The 19,920-nt window shown below is 73.3% G+C and carries 16 protein-coding genes; 7 read left to right on the forward strand and 9 right to left on the reverse strand.

Annotated elements, in window-relative coordinates; all coding sequences use genetic code 11:
- Positions 1–22 precede the first annotated feature (22 nt).
- The 3 genes from IE182_RS17115 (at position 23) to IE182_RS17125 (ending at position 2,037) form a co-directional block, all read left to right on the forward strand.
- On the forward strand, positions 23–892 hold the full coding sequence (locus IE182_RS17115; RefSeq protein ID WP_190110688.1) for a leucine-rich repeat domain-containing protein: 870 nt from the start codon (positions 23–25) through the stop codon (positions 890–892).
- Between the two features lie 46 nt (positions 893–938).
- Positions 939–1,493, forward strand: coding sequence for an adenine phosphoribosyltransferase (locus tag IE182_RS17120; RefSeq protein WP_190110689.1), 555 nt, complete (start codon positions 939–941; stop codon positions 1,491–1,493).
- A 172-nt stretch (positions 1,494–1,665) separates the two neighbouring features.
- Positions 1,666–2,037, forward strand: coding sequence for a nuclear transport factor 2 family protein (locus IE182_RS17125; RefSeq protein WP_190110690.1), 372 nt, complete (start codon positions 1,666–1,668; stop codon positions 2,035–2,037).
- Here IE182_RS17125 and IE182_RS17130 read toward each other — a convergent pair.
- Positions 2,027–2,839, reverse strand: coding sequence for a helix-turn-helix domain-containing protein (locus IE182_RS17130; protein ID WP_190110691.1), 813 nt, complete (start codon positions 2,837–2,839; stop codon positions 2,027–2,029). The two genes, IE182_RS17125 and IE182_RS17130, sit on opposite strands and share 11 nt — an antisense overlap.
- A 38-nt stretch (positions 2,840–2,877) precedes the next feature.
- Positions 2,878–4,653, reverse strand: a complete 1,776-nt coding sequence (locus IE182_RS17135) for a hydroxysqualene dehydroxylase (RefSeq protein WP_190110692.1) — start codon at positions 4,651–4,653, stop codon at positions 2,878–2,880.
- 222 nt (positions 4,654–4,875) lie between these two features.
- On the opposite strand from IE182_RS17135, the gene IE182_RS17140 reads away from it, so the two are divergent.
- Positions 4,876–5,181 (forward strand): 4a-hydroxytetrahydrobiopterin dehydratase, encoded by a 306-nt coding sequence (locus IE182_RS17140; RefSeq protein WP_190110693.1) that lies wholly within the window; start codon positions 4,876–4,878, stop codon positions 5,179–5,181.
- A gap of 63 nt (positions 5,182–5,244) precedes the next feature.
- On the opposite strand, the gene IE182_RS17145 is transcribed toward IE182_RS17140, so the two are convergent.
- From IE182_RS17145 to IE182_RS17155, 3 genes are all read right to left on the reverse strand, one after another.
- Positions 5,245–6,087 (reverse strand): aldo/keto reductase, encoded by an 843-nt coding sequence (locus IE182_RS17145; protein ID WP_190110694.1) that lies wholly within the window; start codon positions 6,085–6,087, stop codon positions 5,245–5,247.
- 129 nt (positions 6,088–6,216) lie between these two features.
- Positions 6,217–8,043: an AMP-dependent synthetase/ligase gene (locus IE182_RS17150; RefSeq protein ID WP_190110695.1), complete on the reverse strand. Its 1,827-nt coding sequence runs from the start codon at positions 8,041–8,043 to the stop codon at positions 6,217–6,219.
- 179 nt (positions 8,044–8,222) lie between these two features.
- Entirely contained in the window at positions 8,223–9,167 is a 945-nt protein-coding gene (locus tag IE182_RS17155; protein ID WP_190110774.1) for a LysR family transcriptional regulator, read from the reverse strand.
- A 105-nt stretch (positions 9,168–9,272) separates the two neighbouring features.
- Here IE182_RS17155 and IE182_RS17160 point away from each other — a divergent pair, with 105 nt between their 5' ends.
- Complete coding sequence (locus IE182_RS17160; protein WP_190110696.1) at positions 9,273–10,313, forward strand: bile acid:sodium symporter family protein; 1,041 nt, start codon at positions 9,273–9,275, stop codon at positions 10,311–10,313.
- Here IE182_RS17160 and IE182_RS17165 read toward each other — a convergent pair.
- The 3 genes from IE182_RS17165 to IE182_RS17175 all read right to left on the reverse strand — a co-directional run bounded on the left by IE182_RS17165 (position 10,267) and on the right by IE182_RS17175 (position 14,838).
- Complete coding sequence (locus tag IE182_RS17165; RefSeq protein ID WP_190110697.1) at positions 10,267–11,526, reverse strand: serine hydrolase domain-containing protein; 1,260 nt, start codon at positions 11,524–11,526, stop codon at positions 10,267–10,269. The two genes, IE182_RS17160 and IE182_RS17165, sit on opposite strands and share 47 nt — an antisense overlap.
- 217 nt (positions 11,527–11,743) lie before the next feature.
- Complete coding sequence (locus IE182_RS17170) at positions 11,744–13,624, reverse strand: sialidase family protein (protein WP_190110698.1); 1,881 nt, start codon at positions 13,622–13,624, stop codon at positions 11,744–11,746.
- 281 nt (positions 13,625–13,905) lie between these two features.
- The gene (locus tag IE182_RS17175) at positions 13,906–14,838 is read right to left on the reverse strand and encodes a quinone oxidoreductase family protein (protein ID WP_190110699.1); all 933 of its coding nucleotides are present in this window, start codon (positions 14,836–14,838) and stop codon (positions 13,906–13,908) included.
- 149 nt (positions 14,839–14,987) lie between these two features.
- Here IE182_RS17175 and IE182_RS17180 point away from each other — a divergent pair, with 149 nt between their 5' ends.
- Entirely contained in the window at positions 14,988–15,446 is a 459-nt protein-coding gene (locus IE182_RS17180) for a MarR family winged helix-turn-helix transcriptional regulator (protein ID WP_190110700.1), read from the forward strand.
- Between the two features lie 848 nt (positions 15,447–16,294).
- On the forward strand, positions 16,295–18,973 hold the full coding sequence (locus IE182_RS17185) for a GTPase-associated protein 1-related protein (RefSeq protein ID WP_190110701.1): 2,679 nt from the start codon (positions 16,295–16,297) through the stop codon (positions 18,971–18,973).
- A 35-nt stretch (positions 18,974–19,008) separates the two neighbouring features.
- Here IE182_RS17185 and fdhD read toward each other — a convergent pair whose 3' ends face one another.
- Complete coding sequence (gene fdhD / locus IE182_RS17190; protein ID WP_190110702.1) at positions 19,009–19,842, reverse strand: formate dehydrogenase accessory sulfurtransferase FdhD; 834 nt, start codon at positions 19,840–19,842, stop codon at positions 19,009–19,011.
- Positions 19,843–19,920 lie beyond the last annotated feature (78 nt).

The following is a 19,920-nucleotide window of genomic DNA, read 5'->3' on the forward strand; positions in this document are numbered from 1 at the left end:
AACGGAAAGCGGAGCAGTACGGATGACCTCGGGAAACGTCGTGCAGTGGGATCTGGCGGGCCAGGACCTCGACCGGGTGCCGGAGGAGGTGCGCGGCCTGGACCGCCTGGAGAGCCTGAACCTGTACCGGAACAGGCTCACGTCCGTGCCGTCCTGGATCGGCGACCTGGCGGACCTGAGGATCCTCAACCTCGCGGCGAACCGCATCACCGCGGTGCCCGACGCGATCGGCGACCTCCAGCACCTGCACACGCTCGATCTGGGCCACAACGAGCTCACCGAACTCCCGGACTCCCTGGGCCGGCTCACGGCCATGAACCGCTACCTGTACCTCAGCAACAACCGCCTCACCGCGGTGCCGGACGCGCTGTGCCGGCTCACCGGTCTGACCTACCTCAACATCACGGACAACGGACTCACGGCACTTCCCGAGCGGCTGGGCGATCTCGCATCCCTGCGCGAACTGCGCCTCTACCACAACAAGCTGGCGGCGCTGCCCAAATCGTTCGGCCGGCTGCGCGCGCTCCGCGAAGCGCACCTGATGGGCAACGCGCTGACGCACCTGCCGGATTCCCTCGGGAACCTCACCGACCTGCGGGAACTGCGGCTCATGGACAACGCTCTGGAAACCCTCCCGGAATCCCTCGGCGACCTGAAGCGGCTGCGCCTTCTCGACCTGCGCAACAACCGGCTGACCGCCTTGCCCGCATCCCTGACCGGCCTGACCGGCCTGACCCACCTGGACCTGCGGAACAACCGTCTGACCGCGCTGCCGGACGCCCTGTCGCACCTGCCGGAGCTGGAAAAGCTCGATCTCCGGTGGAATCCCCTCGACTCCCTGCCCGACTGGATCGAGGACCTCGAACGGCGCGGATGCGCGGTGCTGAGCTGAACCACCCCGATCGATCCCTACCGACCCCCTCCCAGGAGCACTTCCCATGCCCGAGACGGCAACCGCCGACCCGTACGCCCCCCTCCGCGCCGCCGTGCGGGACGTCCCCGACCACCCCGAGCCCGGAGTCCTCTTCAAGGACATCACTCCGCTGCTGGCCGACCCCCGGGCTTTCCGGACGACGGTCACGGCCTTCGCCGCCCTCTGCACGGAACTGCAGGTGGACAAGATCCTCGGCCTGGAAGCCCGCGGCTTCATCATGGGCGCCCCCACCGCGGTCGAGGCCGGCCTCCCCTTCATCCCGGCCCGCAAGGCCGGAAAGCTCCCCTGCGCCACCCTCTCCCAGTCCTACCAACTGGAATACGGGACGGCCGAGCTGGAGATCCACCGGGACGCCCTGGCCCCCGGCGACCGGGTCCTCATCGTCGACGACGTCCTGGCCACGGGCGGCACGGTGGAGGCCGCCGCCCGACTGGCCGGCACGGCGGGCGCCGAGGTGGCAGGCGTGGCCGTCCTGATGGAACTCCAGTCCCTGAACGGCCGCACCCGCCTCGCCACGACCCTCCCCACGGTCCCGGTGCACTCCCTGCTGACGTACTGAGCGAACGGCCCGGGGAGTTGTAGGCATCCGTCATTACCTCCCGCGTAATCGCCCCGGACATCCCCCTCCCGGCATGGTGGTGACAAGCGGCCCACCGGACCCGCGCACTCGGGTCCGGTGGGTTGTGGTCAGCGGCTCCGCCGCACTTCGTCATCGCTTGAGGAGAGTCACCATGTCGCAGTACGAGATCGCCGTCACCCGTTACTTCGAGGCGTGGAACGCCGTGGATGCGGAGAGCCGGGCCAAGGCCGTGGCGCTCGCGTGGAGTGAGAACGGGACGTACACCGACCCGCTGGCCGACGTGCGGGGGCACGAGCAGGTGGCCGCCGTCATCGGGGCGGCGCGGGAGCAGTTCGCCGGGTTCGCGTTCCGGTGGGACGGGGTGGTCGACGGGCACCACGACACCGCGCGCTTCTCGTGGGAGCTGGTGTCGGCGGCCGACGGGAGCGCACCGGTGGCCGGGTTCGATGTGATCACGCTGGCCGAGGACGGCCGGATCCGTTCCGTCCTCGGCTTTCTCGACCGGGTGCCGGCTACGGCCTGAACCCCCCGTGCAGGGCGGCGGCCGTCTCCGCGTCGGCGGGGAGGAAGGTCTCCAGGGCCAGTTCGGAGACGGTCACGTCCATCGGGGTGTTGAACGTCGCGATGGTCGAGATGAACGACAGGGTGCGGCCCGCGTGTTCGATCACCATCGGCAGGGCGAAGGGCGGCACGTCCCCCTCGCCCGCCGCCGCGGCTGCCGCCCGCTTCGGCATCGGGTAGGCGCTGACCTCGTCGTACAGGGCGCGCAGCGGGGCGGAGCGGTGCAGGGCCAGCTGCCGTTGCATCTGGTGCAGCAGGTGGCCCCGCCACTGGGGGTAGTTGAGGATGCGCGGTGCCAGGCCGTGCGGGTGCATGGTGATCCGCATGGCGTTCAGCGGGGGCGTGAGCAGCGGCTCCGCGACCCCCTCCAGCAGCATCGCGATGCCGCTGTTCGCGGCCACCACCCCGTACGTGCCGTCCACGACCAGCGCGGGGAACGGCTCGTAGCCCTTCAGCAGCCGCTCCAGGCCCTTCCGTAGCTCCTCCAGCGCCGGGTCCTCCAGCGGCCGTTCCGGGAAGCGCGGGGCGTAACCGGCCGCGACGAGCAGGGCGTTGCGCTCCCGCACCGGGACGTCGAGGTGGTCGGCGAGGCGCAGCACCATCTCCTCGCTCGGGCGGGAACGGCCCGTCTCGATGAAGCTGATGTGCCGGGCGGAGGAGTCGGCGCGGAGTGCCAGTTCCAGCTGGCTGATCCGCCGCCGGTCCCGCCACTCGCGCAGCAGCGCGCCCACGCCCGTCCCACGTTCCACCACGGCAGTCGTCATGACCCGACCGTATCCGAGCGCCCGCGGCCACCCGCGCGCTATCCCAGGTCGAAGGCGTTCGGCAGCCCCAGCCGGTGCCGGATCTCATCCCTCCTCTTGAACCCTTCGAGCTCCGGGGCCCGGTGGAGCGGCGTGACGGTGCAGCGCTCGGCCCCAGAACCCGCTTCGTCCAGCAGCGCGTTGACGGCGGCGCGGGCCGAGGCGTTGGCGCCCTCCATCGTGGCCAGGTCGATGTCGACGGCCACGTAGTCGCCGGCCAGGAAGAGGTTGGGGACCGCCGTCCGCGCCTGGGGGCGGTTGTACCAGGTGCCGGTGGGGTGGATGAGCAACTGCTCGTCGTTGCTCGCCTGCGCGCCGCCCAGTTCGACGGCCGGGTCCAGGAACCACGAGTGCAGCGTCGCGTCGCTGAGGACCGTACGGCCGGTGTCGTTGAGCCCCGCCTTCATCTGCGCCCAGACCTCGCGCGCGACCTCCTCGCGGGTGCACTGCTTGGCGGTCTTGCCGTAGAGGATGCCGGGCCGGTCCCATTCGGAGACGTCCACCGACAGGCAGTCGGCGGCCGATCCGTCGCCGTAGGCGGCCCGGAAGTTCCGCCCCGACCAGTACTGTGCCTGGCCGACCGAGGTGATCGACCATGGCGAGTCGATGTGGTTGATGTGTCCGTGAATGATCGGCGTGGGCTCCGTCAGATAGAACTGGATCCCCGTCATCCAGTCCGTGTGCAGGGCGTCGCACCGCGCCAGCTGCGGGTCCGCAGCCCGGAGTTGCGCGTTCCAGGTCGTCCGGGCGTGTTCGACCGGCATGGCGGAGACGTAGTGGTCCGCGGTCACGGAGCGGCGTGCGCCGCTCGCGTCCTGCACGACCGCTTCGGTGATCCGTCCCCCCTCGTAGCGCAGGTCCCGTACGGCCCAGCCGGTCCGGAACTCCACGCCGAGCGAGCGCAGGTGGGCGAGCCACGGGTCGATCCACGCCTCGTTGGTGGGCGCGTTGAGCACCCGGTCCGGCTCGCCGTCGGCGCCCCGGCCCAGCGCGTTGAAGAGGAACGCCTCCACGCACGTCGCGACCGTCTTGGTGCTGGCCACCTCCGCCTTCGTCGCGACGATGTTGCGGGTGATGCCGATGGCGAGCAGCTGCCGGTAGTCGGCCGACATCCGAGCGGCCCTGGTGAACTCGAACCACGGCACGCGCTCCCACGTCTGCGTCCGCCGCTGCTCGCAGCTGGTGAACCACACCAGCAGCCGCCCCGCGAAGTAGGCGATCTCGTGCGCCGGCAGCCGGGAGAACGTCTCGAAGAAGGCCGTCAACGCGCGCAGCAGCGCATCCGGGGTGAGGACGGGCGGCGGCTTGCCGATGCCGGTGAACGGGATCCGGATGTCCTCGCGCCCGTGGGTGCGGGCCAGCATGACCTCCGTGGAGGGCACGAGGTTGTCGTGGCAGCCGTGGGCGTTGCCGGGGAAGGGGATCCGGCGCAGGGTGTCCGGCAGGTTCTGGTAGAAGCCGGGGAAGAAGCGGAAGCCGTGTTCGCCGGGCAGCGGCTTGCGGCCGCCCTTCGCGCTGCCCGGTACGTCCATGCTGCGGGCCTTGCCGCCGAGCGCCGACTTGCGTTCGTAGACCGTCACCCGGAAGCCGCGCTCGGCGAGTTCGTGGGCCGCCGTCAGGCCGGCGACCCCTCCGCCGAGCACGGCGACGGTCCGCGGTGCGGCGGTCCGCCCGCGGGGCTGGGCGCGGGCCACGCCGGTCAGCGCGGCCGTCGCGGCGACGGCGCCCGCGCCGCCCAGGAAACCTCTGCGCGTGCCACCCGTGGGTCTCACCATGACCACAGCCCCCTACCGCCGGTAACATGTCATGTACGGCGCAGGAGCATAAGAGGGTCACCCTCGCCCCGGAAGGCCGGAGCCGACGCGTCGGTGCCGCCGGGCGCACATTGGCGCGAATCCGCTGCCGCCTCGTGGGAGGGTGGCTCCATCGATCGTGACGAGACGACGAGACGACGAGACGACGAGACGACGAGACGACGAGATGAGAGGGGATGCGTGATGGCAGTCGAACCGCTCTCGCAGAAGGACGTGGAGGAGCGCCTCCAAGAGTTGCCCGGCTGGGCCGCGGACGGCGACCGGATCACGCGGACGTACTCCTTCGACGGGCACTTCCAGGCGGCCGCGATGGTGATCCACATCGCCCAGATCCAGGAGGAGCTGAACCACCACTCGGATCTGACCCTGGGCTACAACACCGTGGCGCTCACCGTGAACACCCACAGCGTCGGTGGCAAGGTGACCGGCCTGGACGTCGAGCTGGCGCGCCGCATCGAGGCGGTGGCGCCGGGACACGGGGCGCGCTGACGCCGGCCGCCACCGGCCCCGGGGGTGTCGGGGGCGGCGCGCCCCGGGGCCGGCGGAGGGCTCTCAGCTGTAGTCGAACTCGGCCGGGTCCGGGCCCAGCCGGGTGCCGTTGTCGAGCCCGGCGATCGCCGCGAGGTCCTCGTCGTCCAGCGCGAAGCCGAAGACGTCGAAGTTCTCACGGATGCGGGAGGGCGTCGCCGACTTCGGGATGGCCACGTTGCCCAGCTGGATGTGCCACCGCAGGACGACCTGCGCCGGCGACCTGCCGTGCTTGGCGGCGATGCGGGCGAGCGTCGGGTCCTCCAGCAGGCCCCGGCCCTGGCCCAGCGGGGACCACGCCTCGGTGACGATGCCGTGCCGGGCGTGCAGGGCGCGCAGTTCGGCCTGCGCGAAGTTGGGGTGCAGCTCGACCTGGTTGACCGCCGGCACGACCGGGGTCTCGGCCATGACCCGCTCCAGCTCGGCGGGCTGGAAGTTCGAGACGCCGACGGCCTTCGCCCGGCCGCTGTCGGCGATCTCCGCGAAGGTGCGGACGATGGTCAGGTAGTCGTCGCGCATGGCCCGCGGCCAGTGGACGAGGTAGAGGTCGATGTAGTCCAGGCCGAGCCTGGCCAGCGAGGCGTCGAACTCGCGCAGCACGCTCTCGCGCGTCCACGTCTCGGCGGCGCTGTTCCACAGCTTCGTGGTGACGAACAGCTCCTGGCGGGGGATGCCCGAGGCGGCGAGCGCCTTCCCCGTGCCCGTCTCGTTGCCATAGATCGCGGCCGTGTCGATGCTGCGGTATCCCGCTTCGAGCGCGGTGCCGACGACGGCGGTGGCCTCGTCGTCCGGGACCTGCCACACGCCGAAGCCGAGCTGCGGCATCCGGAGGCCGTTGTCGAGGGTGAGGGTGGGGACCTGGCTCACGGGCAATCGATCCTTACGTCCGTCGGTCGGTCAGCGGTTGCCCCAAGGCCAACCAGCACCTTCCGGATTGCATTCCCAGTACACGCATTTTTTCGGGGCGGGCGACCTGATGAGCCGTCCGACCTGCACTTACTTGGCGTACAGGGCGTCGACTTCGGTGGCGTAGGTCTTCTCGATCGCCTTCCGCTTGAGCTTGAGCGTAGGCGTCAGCAGGCCCTGCTCCTCGGTGAACCGCCCGGCGAGGATGCGGAACGTACGAATCGACTCGGCCTGGGACACGAGGGTGTTGGCGGCCACCACGGCGCGCCTGATCTCGGCCTCCAGCTCCGGATCGCGCACCAGCTCGGCCGGGGGCGGTACGGGGCGCTCGCGCAGGGCCAGCCAGTGGGCCACCGCCTCCTGGTCGAGGGTCACGAGCGCGGCGACGTACGGCCGGTCGTTGCCGACCACGATGCACTGGGCGACGAGCGGGTGGCTGCGCACCCGCTCCTCCAGGGCCTGCGGCGAGACGCTCTTGCCACCGGAGGTCACCAGGATCTCCTTCTTCCGCCCGGTGATCGTCAGATAGCCGTCCTCGTCCAGCCTGCCCAGGTCGCCGGTGGCGAGCCAGCCGTCCCGCAGGACGGCGTCCGTCGCCCGCCGGTCGCCCAGGTAGCCGGCGAAGACCTGGCCCCCGGCCACCCATATCTCGCCGTCGTCGCCGATGTGCACGCTCGTGCCGGGGACGGGCCGGCCCACCGTGCCGAAGCGGGTGCGCTCGGGCGGATTGGCCGTGGCGGCACCGGTGGTCTCCGTCAGCCCGTACCCCTCGAAGATGGTGATGCCCGCGCCCGCGAAGAACAGCCCCAGCTGCCGCTCCATCGCCGAGCCGCCCGACATCGCGTGCCGCACCCGGCCGCCGAGCGCCTCACGGATCCGCGCGTAGACGAGCTTGTCGAAGACCTGGTGCTGGACGCGCAGCGCGGTGCCGGGGCCGGGACCCGTGCCGAAGGCCCGGTCCTCCAGCGCCTGCGCGTAGCGCACCGCCACCTCCACCGCCTTCTCGAACGGGCGGCCCTTGCCCTCCAGCTCGGCGGAACGGCGGGCCGAGGCGAACAGCCCTTCGAAGACGTACGGGACGGCGAGGACGAACGTCGGCCGGAACGCCAGCAGGTCGGGCAGCAGCGCGGCGGCGGAGAGCTGCGGCTGGTGGCCCAGCTTGACCCGGCCGCGCACCGCCGCGACCTGCACCATGCGGCCGAAGACGTGGGCCAGGGGGAGGAAGAGCAGAGTGGACGCCTCGTCGCCGGGGCGGGAGCGGAAGACCTGTTCGTAGCGGCGGAGGACGTTGTCCGCCTCGGCCATGAAGTTGGCGTGGGTGAGCACACAGCCGCGGGGGCGGCCGGTGGTACCCGAGGTGTAGATGACGGTGGCCGGTGACTGGGGGGTGAGCGCCATGCGGTGGCGGTGCACGACCTCGTCCGCGATGCCCTTCCCGGCCTCGGTCAGTTCGGCGAGGGCGCCGGCGTCCAGCTGCCAGAGGCGGGCCAGGCGCGGCAGCCGGTCGATGACCGAGCCGATGGTCATCGCGTGGTCCTCGTGCTCGACGACGCACGCCGAGACGTCCGCGTCGTGCAGCATCCGGAAGACCTGCTCGGTGGAGGACGTCGGGTACAGGGGCACGGGCTGGGCGCCGATGCACCACAGCGCGAAGTCGAACAGCGTCCACTCGTAGCGCGTGCGGGACATGATGGCGACCCGGTCGCCGAACCGGACGCCCTGCGCGATCAGGCCCTTGGCCAGGGCGAGGACCTCGTCCCGGAACGTGCCCGCGCTCACGTCCTGCCACCGGCCGTCGTCGGTCCGGCGGCCGAGCGCGACTCTGTCGGGGTCGTCGGCGGCATGGTCGAACACGACGTCCGCCAGTCCTCCGACGTGGGCCGCCGTCACCAGGGAAGGGACGGTGAACTCGCGCAACCTCTCGCTCCTCGCGACGCTCCGCACAGCGCCGTGACCGTACCCGATCCCGTCCCGGCGCGAACCCCTTCGACCGGGCCCGTCTCGTCTGATGGACGGGTGCGGACCGGATCTGCACGGAATCTCTCCGATACCTCTCCGAGGTGTTCACAAACCTGTCGTCGGGCGTCGACGGGGCGTCAGCCGGGCGTGCTCCCCGGGGCGGAGGAGGACAGCCGGTCACCCGCGGCCAGGATCGCGTCGGCGAGCGCCTCGGCACCCCCGCCGGCGGCACCGGCCGCACCGGCCGCACCGGCCGTACCTGAGGGGGCGGACGGTCCGGTCCGGGCGCCGTGCAGCAGGACGACGTCGACCTCACCGAGGTCCGGGAGCCCGGCGCGGGCCGGGAGCCGGACGAGCCCCGGAGGGATCATGCCCTCGGCGTGCGCCATCACACCCAGGCCGGCGCCGGCCGCGGCCACCAGGCCGCTGAGGCTGCCGCTGGTGCACGTCACCCGCCAGGGCCGGCCGTGCCGCTCCAGCACCTCCAGGGCACGGGCCCGGGTGACCGCCGGCGGCGGGAAGACGACGAGAGGCACCGGCCGGTGCGCGTCCAGGCGCGTTTGCTCGCTGCCGGTCCACACCAGCCGGTCGCGCCAGACGAGCCGGCCCCCACGGGCGTCCGCAGGGCCCCGGCCGGGATGCCGCTTGACGAGCACGAGGTCCAGGCGCCCGGCCGCGAGCTGCTCCTGGAGCGGGCCGGAGAGGTCGACGGTCAACTCCAGGTCCACCTCCGGGTGATCACGCCGAAAGGCCGCCAGGATCTCGGGGAGCCGGGTGAGGACGAAGTCCTCGGACGCCCCGAAGCGCAGCCGGCCGCGCAGCCGCGTCCCCGCGAACCAGTGCGCCGCCCGCTCGTTGGCCTCCAGGATCGTCCGGGCGAAGCCGAGCATCGCCTCACCGTCCTCGGTGAGCGTCACGCTGTGCGTGTCGCGGGCGAACAGCTGCCGGCCCGCCGCCTCCTCCAGCCGCCGCACCTGCTGACTGACCGTCGACTGCCGCAGGCCCAGACGCTGGGCCGCCTGGGTGAAGCTCAGGGTCTGCGAGACGGTCAGGAACGTCCGCAACTGCGTCGGGTCGAACATCTCGGGCATGACACGCACCCTAGCCCCTGGTCATCGCCGTTCATGATGACAGTCAGAGTGGTGAACGGGGTTCCCGATGAGCCGGTGCGGCGACACGCTGGAGACATGCACCGTCCGTCACTCCTCCGCCGCGTCACCGCGAGGCTGCCCCTCGACCCCTACATAGCCGCCCTGCTCGCCACCGTGCTGCTCGCAACGGTCCTGCCCGCGCGCGGCCGGGGCGCGACCGCCGCGGAGAACGCCTCCACGGGCGCGATCGCGCTGCTCTTCTTCCTCTACGGGGCGCGGCTCCCCACCCGCGAGGCCCTCGACGGGCTGCGGCACTGGCGGCTGCACCTGACGGTCCTCCTGTGCACGTTCGCCCTCTTCCCGCTGCTGGGCCTCGCCGCCCGCCCCCTCGTCCCGTACGTCCTGACGCCCGAGCTCTACACCGGGCTGCTGTTCCTGTGCCTGGTGCCCTCCACCGTCCAGTCGTCGATCGCCTACACCTCGATGGCGCGCGGCAACGTGGCGGCCGCCATCTGCGCGGGCTCCCTCTCCAGCCTCGTCGGCGTCCTCCTCACCCCCCTGCTCGCGGCCGTGCTGCTGGGCGGCAGCACCGGAGGCGCCGGGCCCGGCCCGCTGCTGTCGGTGGCGCTGCGGCTACTAATGCCGTTCCTGGCCGGACAGCTGCTGCGCCGCTGGATCGGCGGCCTCCTCCTGCGGCACGGCCGGGTGCTGGGCTACGCCGACCGCGGCTCGATCCTGGTCGTGGTCTACGGGGCGTTCAGTGCGGGCGTCGTCGGGGGCGTCTGGCACGAGGTGACCCCCGGCCGGCTGCTCGCCCTGCTGGTGGTGGAGGCCGCCCTGCTCGCGACGATGCTCACGCTGACGAGCCGGGGCACGCGCCGCCTGGGCTTCGACCGCGAGGACCGGATCGCCATCACCTTCGCCGGGTCGAAGAAGAGCCTCTCCGGCGGCCTGCCCATGGCCACCGTCCTCTTCGGGGCGCACGCGGGCCTGGCCGCCCTGCCCCTGATGCTCTTCCACCAGCTGCAGCTGATGGCCGGTGCGGTCCTGGCCAAGCACTACGGCAGGCAGCCCCCGCTCCCGGCGGGGACTACCGGGGCCCGCGTGGATACGGCGTGCCGCAGAAGTACTCGTTGAGCGCATCCAGCCCGGGGAAGATCATCGCCGCCACCTCCGGGTCGTTGCGCTGCACGCTGACGGAGAGGGTCATCCTGCGCGTGCCGTCGGCGTCGGCGAACGCGAACGTCTGGTACCCGGGGATCGAACCGGTGCCGCCCCACCTCTCGCCGCACGTCAGGCCGGCGGATTCCAGGCCGAGCCCGTAGTGCGGGAAGACCGGCGCCTGCCGGGTGTCCACGCCCGTGCGCATCTGCGCCAGAGAGGCCGGCCGGACCAGCCGCCCGCCGAACAGGGCCCGGTAGAAGCGGCCCACGTCCCGGGCGTCGGACACCAGCCCGTAGGCGGCCCAGGCGAAGGAGGGGTTGAGCTCGGTGACCGGCCGCAACGCCCCCGGGGCCGTGGGGTCGGCGCCCGTGGGCAGGTAGTAGCCGGTGGCGTGCGGCCCGTACAGGTGCGGGTCCGTCAGCGGCAGGTACGTACGGGTCATGCCGGCGGGCGCCAGCACCCGGCGCCGCATCTCCTCCCCGAGACCGTGCCCGGTCACCTTCTCGACCAGCATGCCGAGCACGATGTAACCGGCGTTGGAGTAGGTGAACTCCGTCCCCGGCTCGTGCCGCGGGCCCAGCCCGTCCGCCAGGGCCACGAGCTGCTCCGGCCGGTAGGTGCGCTTGCCATAGACCAACGGGTCCTCGAACTCGTCGTGGTCGAGGTAGTCGGCCAGACCGCTGGTGTGGTTCAGCAACTGCCGGACCGTGATGCGGTCGGCGTTGCGCACGATGCCGGGCAGCCGGTCCGCCACGGGCCGGTCGAGCTCCAGCCGGCTCTCCTCGGCCAGCTGCATCACCACCGTGGCCACCACCCCCTTGGTCAGGCTCGCGATGCGGAACCGAGCGTCGTGCGGCACCTCGCCCCCCGCCCGCAGATCGGCGACGCCACTGGTGACGGTCCAGGAGCCCGTGCCGTCGTCGACCCGGGCCAGGACCCCGGGAGCACCCGCCTTCACCATGGCGTCCAACGCCTTCTGCACCCGCTCACGGACCTCGCTCCCGGGCCGCCCCGAGGACGCGAGCCGCACGGCGGGAGCCGTGGCCGCGGTGGCCGCCGGCCGCGGCGGCGGCTGCGGCTGTGCGGCGGCGGCCGGTAACGCCCCCGCCGGCAACCCGGCGACCACCCCCAGCCCGACGACCGCCCGCACCACCGCTCCCCGGCCCCCGCCGCCCCTCACACCCATGCCCCCACCCCTCAGCCGCCCGGCCGCCCCCTCCGGACGGCCCTCCTTGGCCCTGATCCTCCGCCAGGCCGTCGTGCTCGGTCATCGGCCGGGACGGGGACCGGGAGGACGGCCCGCGTCATCCGGAATGTGCAGCGCACGTCATCCTGAAAGCGGAGACGGGCGGGGCGCGCGAGGCCGGCGCCGGGCGACGAGCGGCCGGTGGCGGCCCCTGGGGTCAGCCGCTGCGGTCGAGCGGCAGCCACAGCACCAGGCGTTCGTGACCGGCCGGCGCCGCGTTGGATGCCCGTAGCGCCGCCAGCTCGTCGTCCGTCAACGCCCGGCCGTACACCCGGACCTCGTCCAGATCCCCCGTCAGGAAGGCACGCCCGTCGGGCTTCTGGGCCAGGTGCACCCCGAACGTCGAGTTCCGGCTCACCGTCCCCGGTACGTCGCGCACGGTGGTGGAGACGCCGTCCACCGTCAGCGTCAGCCGTCCGCCCGTGCGGCGCAGGGCCAGGTGGTGCCACCGGCCGTCGTGGTACGCGCCCGCCGAACGGACCGTGGCCGTCCGCGACGGCCCCGGCCCGGCGGCCAGCGTCGTCACCTGGCCGGTGACCCGCCCCGCCCGCGGCTCCCCGCGCAGCACGACCTGCGGGGCTCCGCCGACCCCTCCCATCCACAGGAACGGCTGCTCCCCACCGCCGGCGGCGCCCCCGTAGCGGAACCACAGCGCCGCCGTGAAGTCCCGCGCCCCCAACGGCAGCGAGGCCCGGTACGGCAGCCGTACGGCGTCGTCCGCGCCGTCGAAGCGGAGGCCACCGCCGAACCGCCCGCCGACCGGCCGCGCACCGCCGACCACATGCGCCCCCCGGCTGCCCGGCACCCGGTCCGGCGTCGTCGGGTCGGCCCCCCTGCGGGGACCCAGCCACTCCTCGGTGAACCGGGCGAAGCGCATCTCCTGCCGGGCGTCGGACGTGCCGGCCTCGTACAGCAGCCCGGCCGTGCCCCGCCCGACGACCGCCATGTCGGAGTAACCGGACCAGTCGCCCGTGACCCGCCTGCCGCGCTCGGCACTCTCCCAGTTGCGCCCTTGGTCGTAGGAGGAACGGATGGTCAGGGTCCGGCGCCGATCGGGGTCCGCGGGCGCCGAGAACAGCCACCGCCCGGGCCGCAACGGCACCACCGCCCCCTGCACCATCGGGGCGTAGAGGTCGGGCAGCGCCCGGAAGGGCGCCGCGAAGCTCGCACCGCCGTCCCGGCTGACGGCGTCGTCGCGGTTGCCGAGCTCCGTGCCGTCCTGCTCGCGCCCGTTGACGTAGACCGCGCCGTCCGCGCGCTCGGCCAGGGTCAGCTCGGAGGGCTTCTGCCGGTACGTGCGGTCCGCCCCGATCCGGTGCGTGTCCACCGCGCCCAGCCTCCAGTGCGCCCCGCCGTCGTCGCTCAGGGCGAGCGCCGCGTGGTTGGCGGTGGTGCGGGTGCCGTCGTGGCTCTCGGCGTTGAGGCCGACGACCAGACGGCCGCGGTGCGGCCCCCGCACGAGCTGGATCCCGTGCCCCGGGCCGGTCGCGTACCAGGAGTTCCACCCGGGCGGCCGGAGCGTCGCCGTCAGGTCCCGCGGGGACGACCAGTTGCGGCCGTCGTCGTCGCTGTACTGCATATGAGGGGTGCGGTCGCAGGGCACGTCGCAGTTCCCGGCGTCGCCGCGGCCCTTGTTGTAGGTGGAGGCCAGGACGATCCGGCCGGTGCGGCGGTCCACGACGGGCGCGGGGTTGCCGTGGGTGTCGCTGTGGCCCGGATCGACGACCCGAAGCGGCTCCCAACTGCGGCCGCCGTCGGTGGAGCGTTTGAGCACGATGTCGATGTCGGTGGCATCACCGCAGTTGTCCTTTCTCCCCTCGGCGAAGGCGAGGAGCGTGCCGTGGGGGGTGGTGACCAGGGCCGGGATGCGATAGCAGGCGTAGCCGTGCCCCGGCTCCCGGCCCGCCTTGAACAGGACCTGCTCGTCGAACCCGCCGCCCGCGCCCGCCCTGCCGGGCAGGGCTTCGGCTCCCGTGCCGCCCCCCGAGGCATCCGCGGCCCTGGCGACGGCCCCCAGGAGCGGCGTCGGGAGCGCCATCGGGAGCAGTACGAGCAGCGCGGCGAGAAGCGGCGACGCCCAGCGCGGTGGCGTCCGGTGCGGTGGTGTCCGGTGCGCCGGTGGGACAGCGGGTGAGTGCCAGGAGTCGCCCTGCCGCTCACCGACGGAGGAACGCAAGCCGGTGGAAGGACGAGAACCGGTGGAAGGATGCACCGCCATGGGCAGGCCCTTTCGCGTCAGGGCCCTCGAAGGCCCCACGTGTCCGGTGCGCCACCGTACGGGGCAGGCCCTTGCCTCTCAAGGACCGTGCGCCCGCGCGTTCACATGGGTCGCAGGACCACCTTGCCCTCGTTGGCGCGGGCCTCGATGATCTCGTGTGCCTTCGCCGCGTGCTCCAGCGGCAGCTCGGCGTGCACCCGCGGCCGCACCTTCCCCGCCTCGAACAGCGCCCACAGTTCCTGTCGCCACTGCTCCATCAACTGGGGTCGCTCGCGGGCTATCAGCGCCATCTGGAAGCCGATGGCGGCTTTCGCGCCCACCAGCAGGTCGTACGCCTCGATGGTCCCGCCCCCGGAGCTGTAGGCCACCAGCCGCCCACCCGGCGCGAGCGCGGCGACGGCGGGGGAGAGCAGCTCGCCGCCGACGGCGTCGAGCACGATGTCCACCGGCGCGCCCCAGGACTCGTCCCCGTACGTCACGACCTCGTCCGCTCCGAGCGACCGGACGAACCCGGCCTTGGCCGTCGAGCCGACCGCCGCCACCACCCGGCTCGCCCCCCGCGCCCTGGCCAGCTGGACGGCCAGGTGACCGGACCCGCCGGCCGCGGCCGTGACCAGCACGGACTCGCCCTCGGCCGGCCGCGCGGCCGCGTACGCCCCGAGGGCGACGAGGCCGCACCGTACCAGCGCCACCGCGTCGACGGCGCTCGCACCCGGGGGGATGGGTGACGCCATGGCGGTGTCGAGGAGCGCGTACTCCGCGTATCCGTCACCGAAGCACAGACCGGTGACCCGCTCGCCGACCGCGAAGCCGGTCACGTCCGGCCCGACCGCGACGATCTGCCCCGCCACCTCGCCGCCCACGCTGGCGGGCAGGGGAAGCCCGCCCTCGCGGATCTTGCGGACGACCGGCAACGTCACACCGATCGCCTCGGTCCGCAGCAGCAGTTGGCCCGGGCCCGGGCTGGGGACGTCCGTCTCCTCGACCCGCAGGACCTCGGGGCCGCCGTACTCGTAATACCGGACGCGACGCATGCGCACACACCTCCACTGGGGCAACGGACATCACCGGGACGCCGGAGGCACGACTCTGCCTCGAAAGTCATTGGTGACTCCAACGTTGGTGACTCCTACGGTACCCGATTTCGTTGGGAAGTCCAATGGTTTCTGGGTACGCTCCCTGCATGACGCCGAACGCCCCCGCCGCCGACGAGCCCGCGCTCACCCACATCCGCGCCCTCCCCAGCTGGCTGCTCAACCGCGCCTCGGCGCGGGGTCGCCGCCTCGTGGCCGAGGCGCTCGCGCGGGACGGCATGCGCATGTCGCATCACGCCGTGCTCTCCGCCGTCGCCGACCTCGGGCCCGTCGCCCAGGCCGAGCTCGGCCGCACGACCGGATTCGACCCCAAGGACATGGTCGGCATCCTCAACGACCTGCAGGCCCAGGAGCTCGTCACCCGCGCCCCCGACCCCGCGGACCGGCGCAAGAACGCCATCAACCTCACCCCCGCGGGCCGCCGCCGCCTCGCGCGCCTCGCGAAGCTGGGCGACGAGGCGAACGAGGCGCTCCTCGCCGCGCTCTCGCCCGCCGAGCGTGAACTCTTCCTCGCCCTCCTCACCCGCGTGGTCGAGGACGACGACTGAACTTCCGCCGAAAGCCCGGGCGGCGACGCGCCGGATCTGGTGGGATGTCACCCGCAAGTGGGGCCAAGGTGGGGCGAGGGGGGCGTGGCGGCCGCCCGCCGGGCCCCAATGGCCGTACACAGGGCAAGAGTGCGAAAAGAGCCACGGACGAACCGCCCCCGGCGGCGAGTCGCCGCGGCGAGTCGCGGCGGTGGTCGAGCAAGGTAAGGCGAGTCGAGCAAGCAGGCGACTGACCGAGCCGGGAGCCGGGTCGGGAACCGGGTCGGGCGGCCGACCCGAGCCAGGCCGATCCGACCCGGCCCGGGTCAGGCCAGGCCGATCCGACCCGGGCCGGCCTGGGCCAGGCCGGCCCGGGCCAGGCGGGTCGGGCCGGCGCGGCCCGCCCGGCGGCCCGCGCCGGGGCAGGTGGGGCAGGCCGGCCCTGGCTGGGCAGGCAAGGCAGCCCCGGGCCGGGTGGCCGGGCCGGGCAGCCGGGCCGGGTGGTTCGGCCCGGGACCGGGCAACGTAGGTGAGGCAGGCAGGGCATGTAAGGCAGGCAGGGCAGGCGCAACACAGGCAGGGCAAGCAAGGCGGGCAAGACAGGCAAGTCGCAAGGCCGTCAGGCAAGGTGAGCAGAGCAGCAGAGCAGCAGAGCCGGTACGGCCCGCAAGGCCCGTGCGGGGCCCGTAAGGCCAGTACGGCCCGTAAGGCCAGTACGGCCCGTAAGGCCAGTGCGGCCGGTACGGCCCGTGCGGCCAGTACGGGCCCGTACTGGCCGCACGGGCGGCAAAGGCAGTACAGCCGGCAAGGGCAGCAAAGAACGCAAGGCGAGCAGAGCAGCAGAAGGACAAGGCGAGACGGGGTGTCGCGTGAACCTGCAGCAGCTGCACTACACCTCCACCGCCATCACGGGCCCGGACAGCTCGGGCTTCCGTTTCACCGCCGCCAGCCCCGAACTGCCCATCACCCTGCTGGGGGAGGCGGAGCAGGTGATCGGCTACGAGCCGCCCTCCGACGCCCCCGACTGCCCCTCGACGGAGGAACTGGCCGGGTTCCCGGTCGCGTTCAGTCACAACCGGCTCTCCGACGGCAGCCGTCTGTTGTGCCGCACCATCCGCACCGGCCCCGGCCGCGGCGGCCGCCACGGGAACTTCCACGCCCACGCCGTACGGCTGCCCGAGGGCGGCGGACTGCCCGGCGGGCTGCTGCCCATCGAGGCGTGGGAGTCGCCCTCCTGGTCCGACCGGACCCCCGACGGCGGCTCGCCGCAGCCGCTCGCCGCGCTCACGCCGGCCCGCCGCATCGACAAGAAGGGCCTGCTCGACTTCGTCCACGCCCGCGTCGAGCGCCTCGAAGCCTTCCTCGCGGACGTACGGATCCTCTTCCGCACCCCGGACGCCCCCCAGCTGCTCGTCATCGAGCGGGACAGCGCCCGCATCGCGTACTGGGTCGCCATCGCCAGCGCGGTCATGCCGCGCGAGCTCGCCGACCGGCTGACGTTCACCACCTACACCCGCCGCCCCATGCTCGCCCGGCAGCAGATCGTCGGCGTCCTCCCCGACGCCGACTTCGACTACGCCTCCGCCGCCGCCCAGCACCGCTACCGGGTCCACGACTGCACCGGCGGAACGTCGAGCCCCCCTCGCGCCGAACGGGACCCGTGGGCCGCCGTCGCCGCCCGCATCTGGCTCGCCGGGCACCCCGTCCTGTTCGCCGAGGCCACCCGCCGCCACGGTCCCGTCCTGGGCCGCGATGCGGACGAAGAGGCCGATCACCTCGCCGCGCTCGCCGCCCGGGAGGGCATTCCCCTCGACTCGAACGGACGCACGGCAGCCGGCCGCTGGGTCCGTGACCACGCGACGCGCGACACCCTCGACACCTCCGCCCGCAGCCGGTTGCTCGCGACCCTGGCCGCCGGTGGCACCGACCGCACCCCGGAGGAGTGGACGGTCCTCGCCGCGCTCGCCCAGCAGCTCGCCGCGCCCGTGTCCCGGACGGCCACGGCCCCCCTCAAGCGCGACCTGCAACGGGAGCTGGAACGCGCCGCCGACGCCCCCTCGACCCCGCTCGTGCGTTTCCTCACCCTCCTTCGCCTCGCCGAGGCGCTCCGGGTCGACCGCAGCGCCGTCATGCCCGTACTCACCGCCCGCCTGACCGCCGCCCTCCTGGACGACGCGTCCCCGGACCGCAAGGTCGTACGGGCGGCCCTCGACGCGCATCCGGCGCTGCGGACCGCGGTGCTCGACGCGCTGGACCGCACCGCCGCCACGGACGACCCCCGCCCCATCGCCCACCTCCTCGCCGCCGAGCTCCCCGGCGCCGACCTCACCGGCCGACCGCACCTGCGGGTCGCCGCCGCCATGGCCGCCGACTCCGTGCCGTTCGTCGACTACAGCTACGGCCGGGGGTACGACTACGGCTACGACTACGGCCCGGGCGACGATGCGGACGACGACTTCGACGACTTCGAGGACGCACCCGACGAGGACGGGTACGGCGACGACGGCCCGGACGGCAGCCGGGACGACGGCCGGGGCGACGGCCGGGACGCGGACACCGGCCGCCACGCCACCGGCCACATCGAGCCGGGCCGCCACGACACCGGCCGTCACGCCACCTCCCGCAGCGGCTCGACCGAGCGCCCGGAGCGCCCGGAGTCCCCCAAGCACCCCGAACGCCCCGAGCCCCCCGACCGTCCCGACCGCCTGTACGCGCTCATCAAGGCCGCCGACCCCGAGCACCAGGACGCCCCGTCCGTCCTGCGCACGGCGTACCGGCTCGTCTGGGGCGAGGAGCCGCTCCTGTCCGCGGAGGCCGTGGCCCTGCTGGCCGCCATCCCGGCGGCTTCGCACCACGCCGCGGGCCTCGCCCAGCCGTTCGTACGCGCCGCCCTGGAGAGCGCCCACGACGACCCCGTGGCACCCGGCCTCGCGAAGTCCCTGCTGAAGAGCGCCCTGGTCGGCGGAGGCGAGCTGACGCCCCGGCAACGGGCCGCGATGCTCCTCCTCGAACAGGCCGGCGACCTGGAGAGCGATGAGGCCCTGCCCGGCTACACGGCACGCATCGTCGGCCTGCGCCGCCAGGCCGCCCCGCTGGAAACCGGCATCGAGCAGCGGCTCAGCGTCGCTCTCGCCCACCGGCTGCTGTGCCTGGACCCGCCTCCCGCCCCCGGAGAGCTGCCGGACCTCATCCACTCGGACGACCGGCTCCTCCTGCACACGTACGCCCGGGAGGCGCGCGGCGACGCGGTGGCCGGCCAGGTGCGCCGCATGCCGACGTACGCCGCCGTCTGCTTCGTCGCCTGGCACACCGCCCCCGACGTGAGCGAGCTGTGGGACGAGATCCGCACCGACCTGCTGGCGTCGGTGTTGCGACCGCAGGTGCGCCGCATGTCCACCGAGGACATCGAGGAGATCCGCCGTTGCCTGCGGCAGGTCGGCGGCCCGTGGGCGGAGATGTTCCACGAGTGGGACAGGTTCGGCGTGCTCGGCAGGCTCAGCGGCCGCTGGCGCGGCCGGCCCGGAGGCTGCAAGCACGGCCGGTCGTAGCGCCGCCCGGGGGCCTCACGCGCCGCCCGGGGGCCTCACGCGGTGACGACGCGTTCCTCTCCCGCGTAGACGTTCATCGACGCCCCCCGCAGGAAGCCGATCAGCGTCATCCCCGTCTCCGCCGCCAGGTCGACGGCCAGCGACGACGGTGCCGAGACGGCGGCCAGCACGGGGATCCCCGCCATGACGGCCTTCTGCGCCAGCTCGAACGACGCCCGCCCGGACACCAGCAGCACGGCTCCGGCGAGCGGCAGCAGCCCCTGCTGCAGGGCGCGGCCCACGAGCTTATCGACCGCGTTGTGCCGGCCCACGTCCTCGCGGACGTCCAGCAGCTCGCCGTCCGGGGAGAACAGCGCCGCCGCGTGCAGGCCGCCGGTGCGGTCGAAGACGCGTTGCGCCTCGCGCAACTTTCCGGGAAGCGCGGCGAGGAGCTCCGGCGTGAGGCGCACGGGTGACGGGCCGTCGGCAACGGGCCAGCGGGCGGTGGTCCGTACCGCGTCCAGGCTCGCCTTGCCGCACAGACCGCACGAGGAGGTGGTGTAGACGTTGCGTTCGAGGGTGATGTCGGGGACGGGGACGCCGGGCGCGAGGCGCACGTCGACGACGTTGTACGTGTTCGATCCGTCGTCGGTGGCGCCGGCGCAGTAGACGATGTTCGCCAGCTCCTCGTGGCTGCCGAGCACGCCCTCGCTGACGAGGAAGCCGGCCGCCAGCGCGAAGTCGTCGCCCGGGGTGCGCATGGTGATGGCCAGCGGCTTGCCGTTCAGCCGGATCTCCAGCGGCTCCTCGGCCACGAGCGTGTCGGGGCGCAAGGAGACGGCCCCGTCCCGGATGCGGACGACGCGGCGGCGTTCGGTGACCCGTCCCATGTTCGATCAGTCCTGTGGTCGGTGGGCTGGCGGTGGACGGTTCATTGTGGCGGGTGCCCGCCGGGCGCCGCCGAGGCG

Origin of the sequence: Streptomyces cinnamoneus (assembly GCF_014650495.1) — a bacterium.
GTDB classification, from domain to species: domain Bacteria; phylum Actinomycetota; class Actinomycetes; order Streptomycetales; family Streptomycetaceae; genus Streptomyces; species Streptomyces cinnamoneus.

What these genes read in the sequence shown, in the direction of transcription:
- IE182_RS17115 (WP_190110688.1), top strand. Translation starts at nt 23, where the DNA reads ATGACCTCGGGAAACGTCGTGCAGTGGGATCTGGCGGGCCAGGACCTC.
- IE182_RS17120 (WP_190110689.1), top strand. Translation starts at nt 939, where the DNA reads ATGCCCGAGACGGCAACCGCCGACCCGTACGCCCCCCTCCGCGCCGCC.
- IE182_RS17125 (WP_190110690.1), top strand. Translation starts at nt 1,666, where the DNA reads ATGTCGCAGTACGAGATCGCCGTCACCCGTTACTTCGAGGCGTGGAAC.
- IE182_RS17130 (WP_190110691.1), bottom strand. Translation starts at nt 2,839, where the DNA reads ATGACGACTGCCGTGGTGGAACGTGGGACGGGCGTGGGCGCGCTGCTG.
- IE182_RS17135 (WP_190110692.1), bottom strand. Translation starts at nt 4,653, where the DNA reads ATGGTGAGACCCACGGGTGGCACGCGCAGAGGTTTCCTGGGCGGCGCG.
- IE182_RS17140 (WP_190110693.1), top strand. Translation starts at nt 4,876, where the DNA reads ATGGCAGTCGAACCGCTCTCGCAGAAGGACGTGGAGGAGCGCCTCCAA.
- IE182_RS17155 (WP_190110774.1), bottom strand. Translation starts at nt 9,167, where the DNA reads ATGTTCGACCCGACGCAGTTGCGGACGTTCCTGACCGTCTCGCAGACC.
- IE182_RS17160 (WP_190110696.1), top strand. Translation starts at nt 9,273, where the DNA reads ATGCACCGTCCGTCACTCCTCCGCCGCGTCACCGCGAGGCTGCCCCTC.
- IE182_RS17165 (WP_190110697.1), bottom strand. Translation starts at nt 11,526, where the DNA reads ATGGGTGTGAGGGGCGGCGGGGGCCGGGGAGCGGTGGTGCGGGCGGTC.
- IE182_RS17170 (WP_190110698.1), bottom strand. Translation starts at nt 13,624, where the DNA reads ATGGCGCTCCCGACGCCGCTCCTGGGGGCCGTCGCCAGGGCCGCGGAT.
- IE182_RS17175 (WP_190110699.1), bottom strand. Translation starts at nt 14,838, where the DNA reads ATGCGTCGCGTCCGGTATTACGAGTACGGCGGCCCCGAGGTCCTGCGG.
- IE182_RS17180 (WP_190110700.1), top strand. Translation starts at nt 14,988, where the DNA reads ATGACGCCGAACGCCCCCGCCGCCGACGAGCCCGCGCTCACCCACATC.
- fdhD (WP_190110702.1), bottom strand. Translation starts at nt 19,842, where the DNA reads ATGGGACGGGTCACCGAACGCCGCCGCGTCGTCCGCATCCGGGACGGG.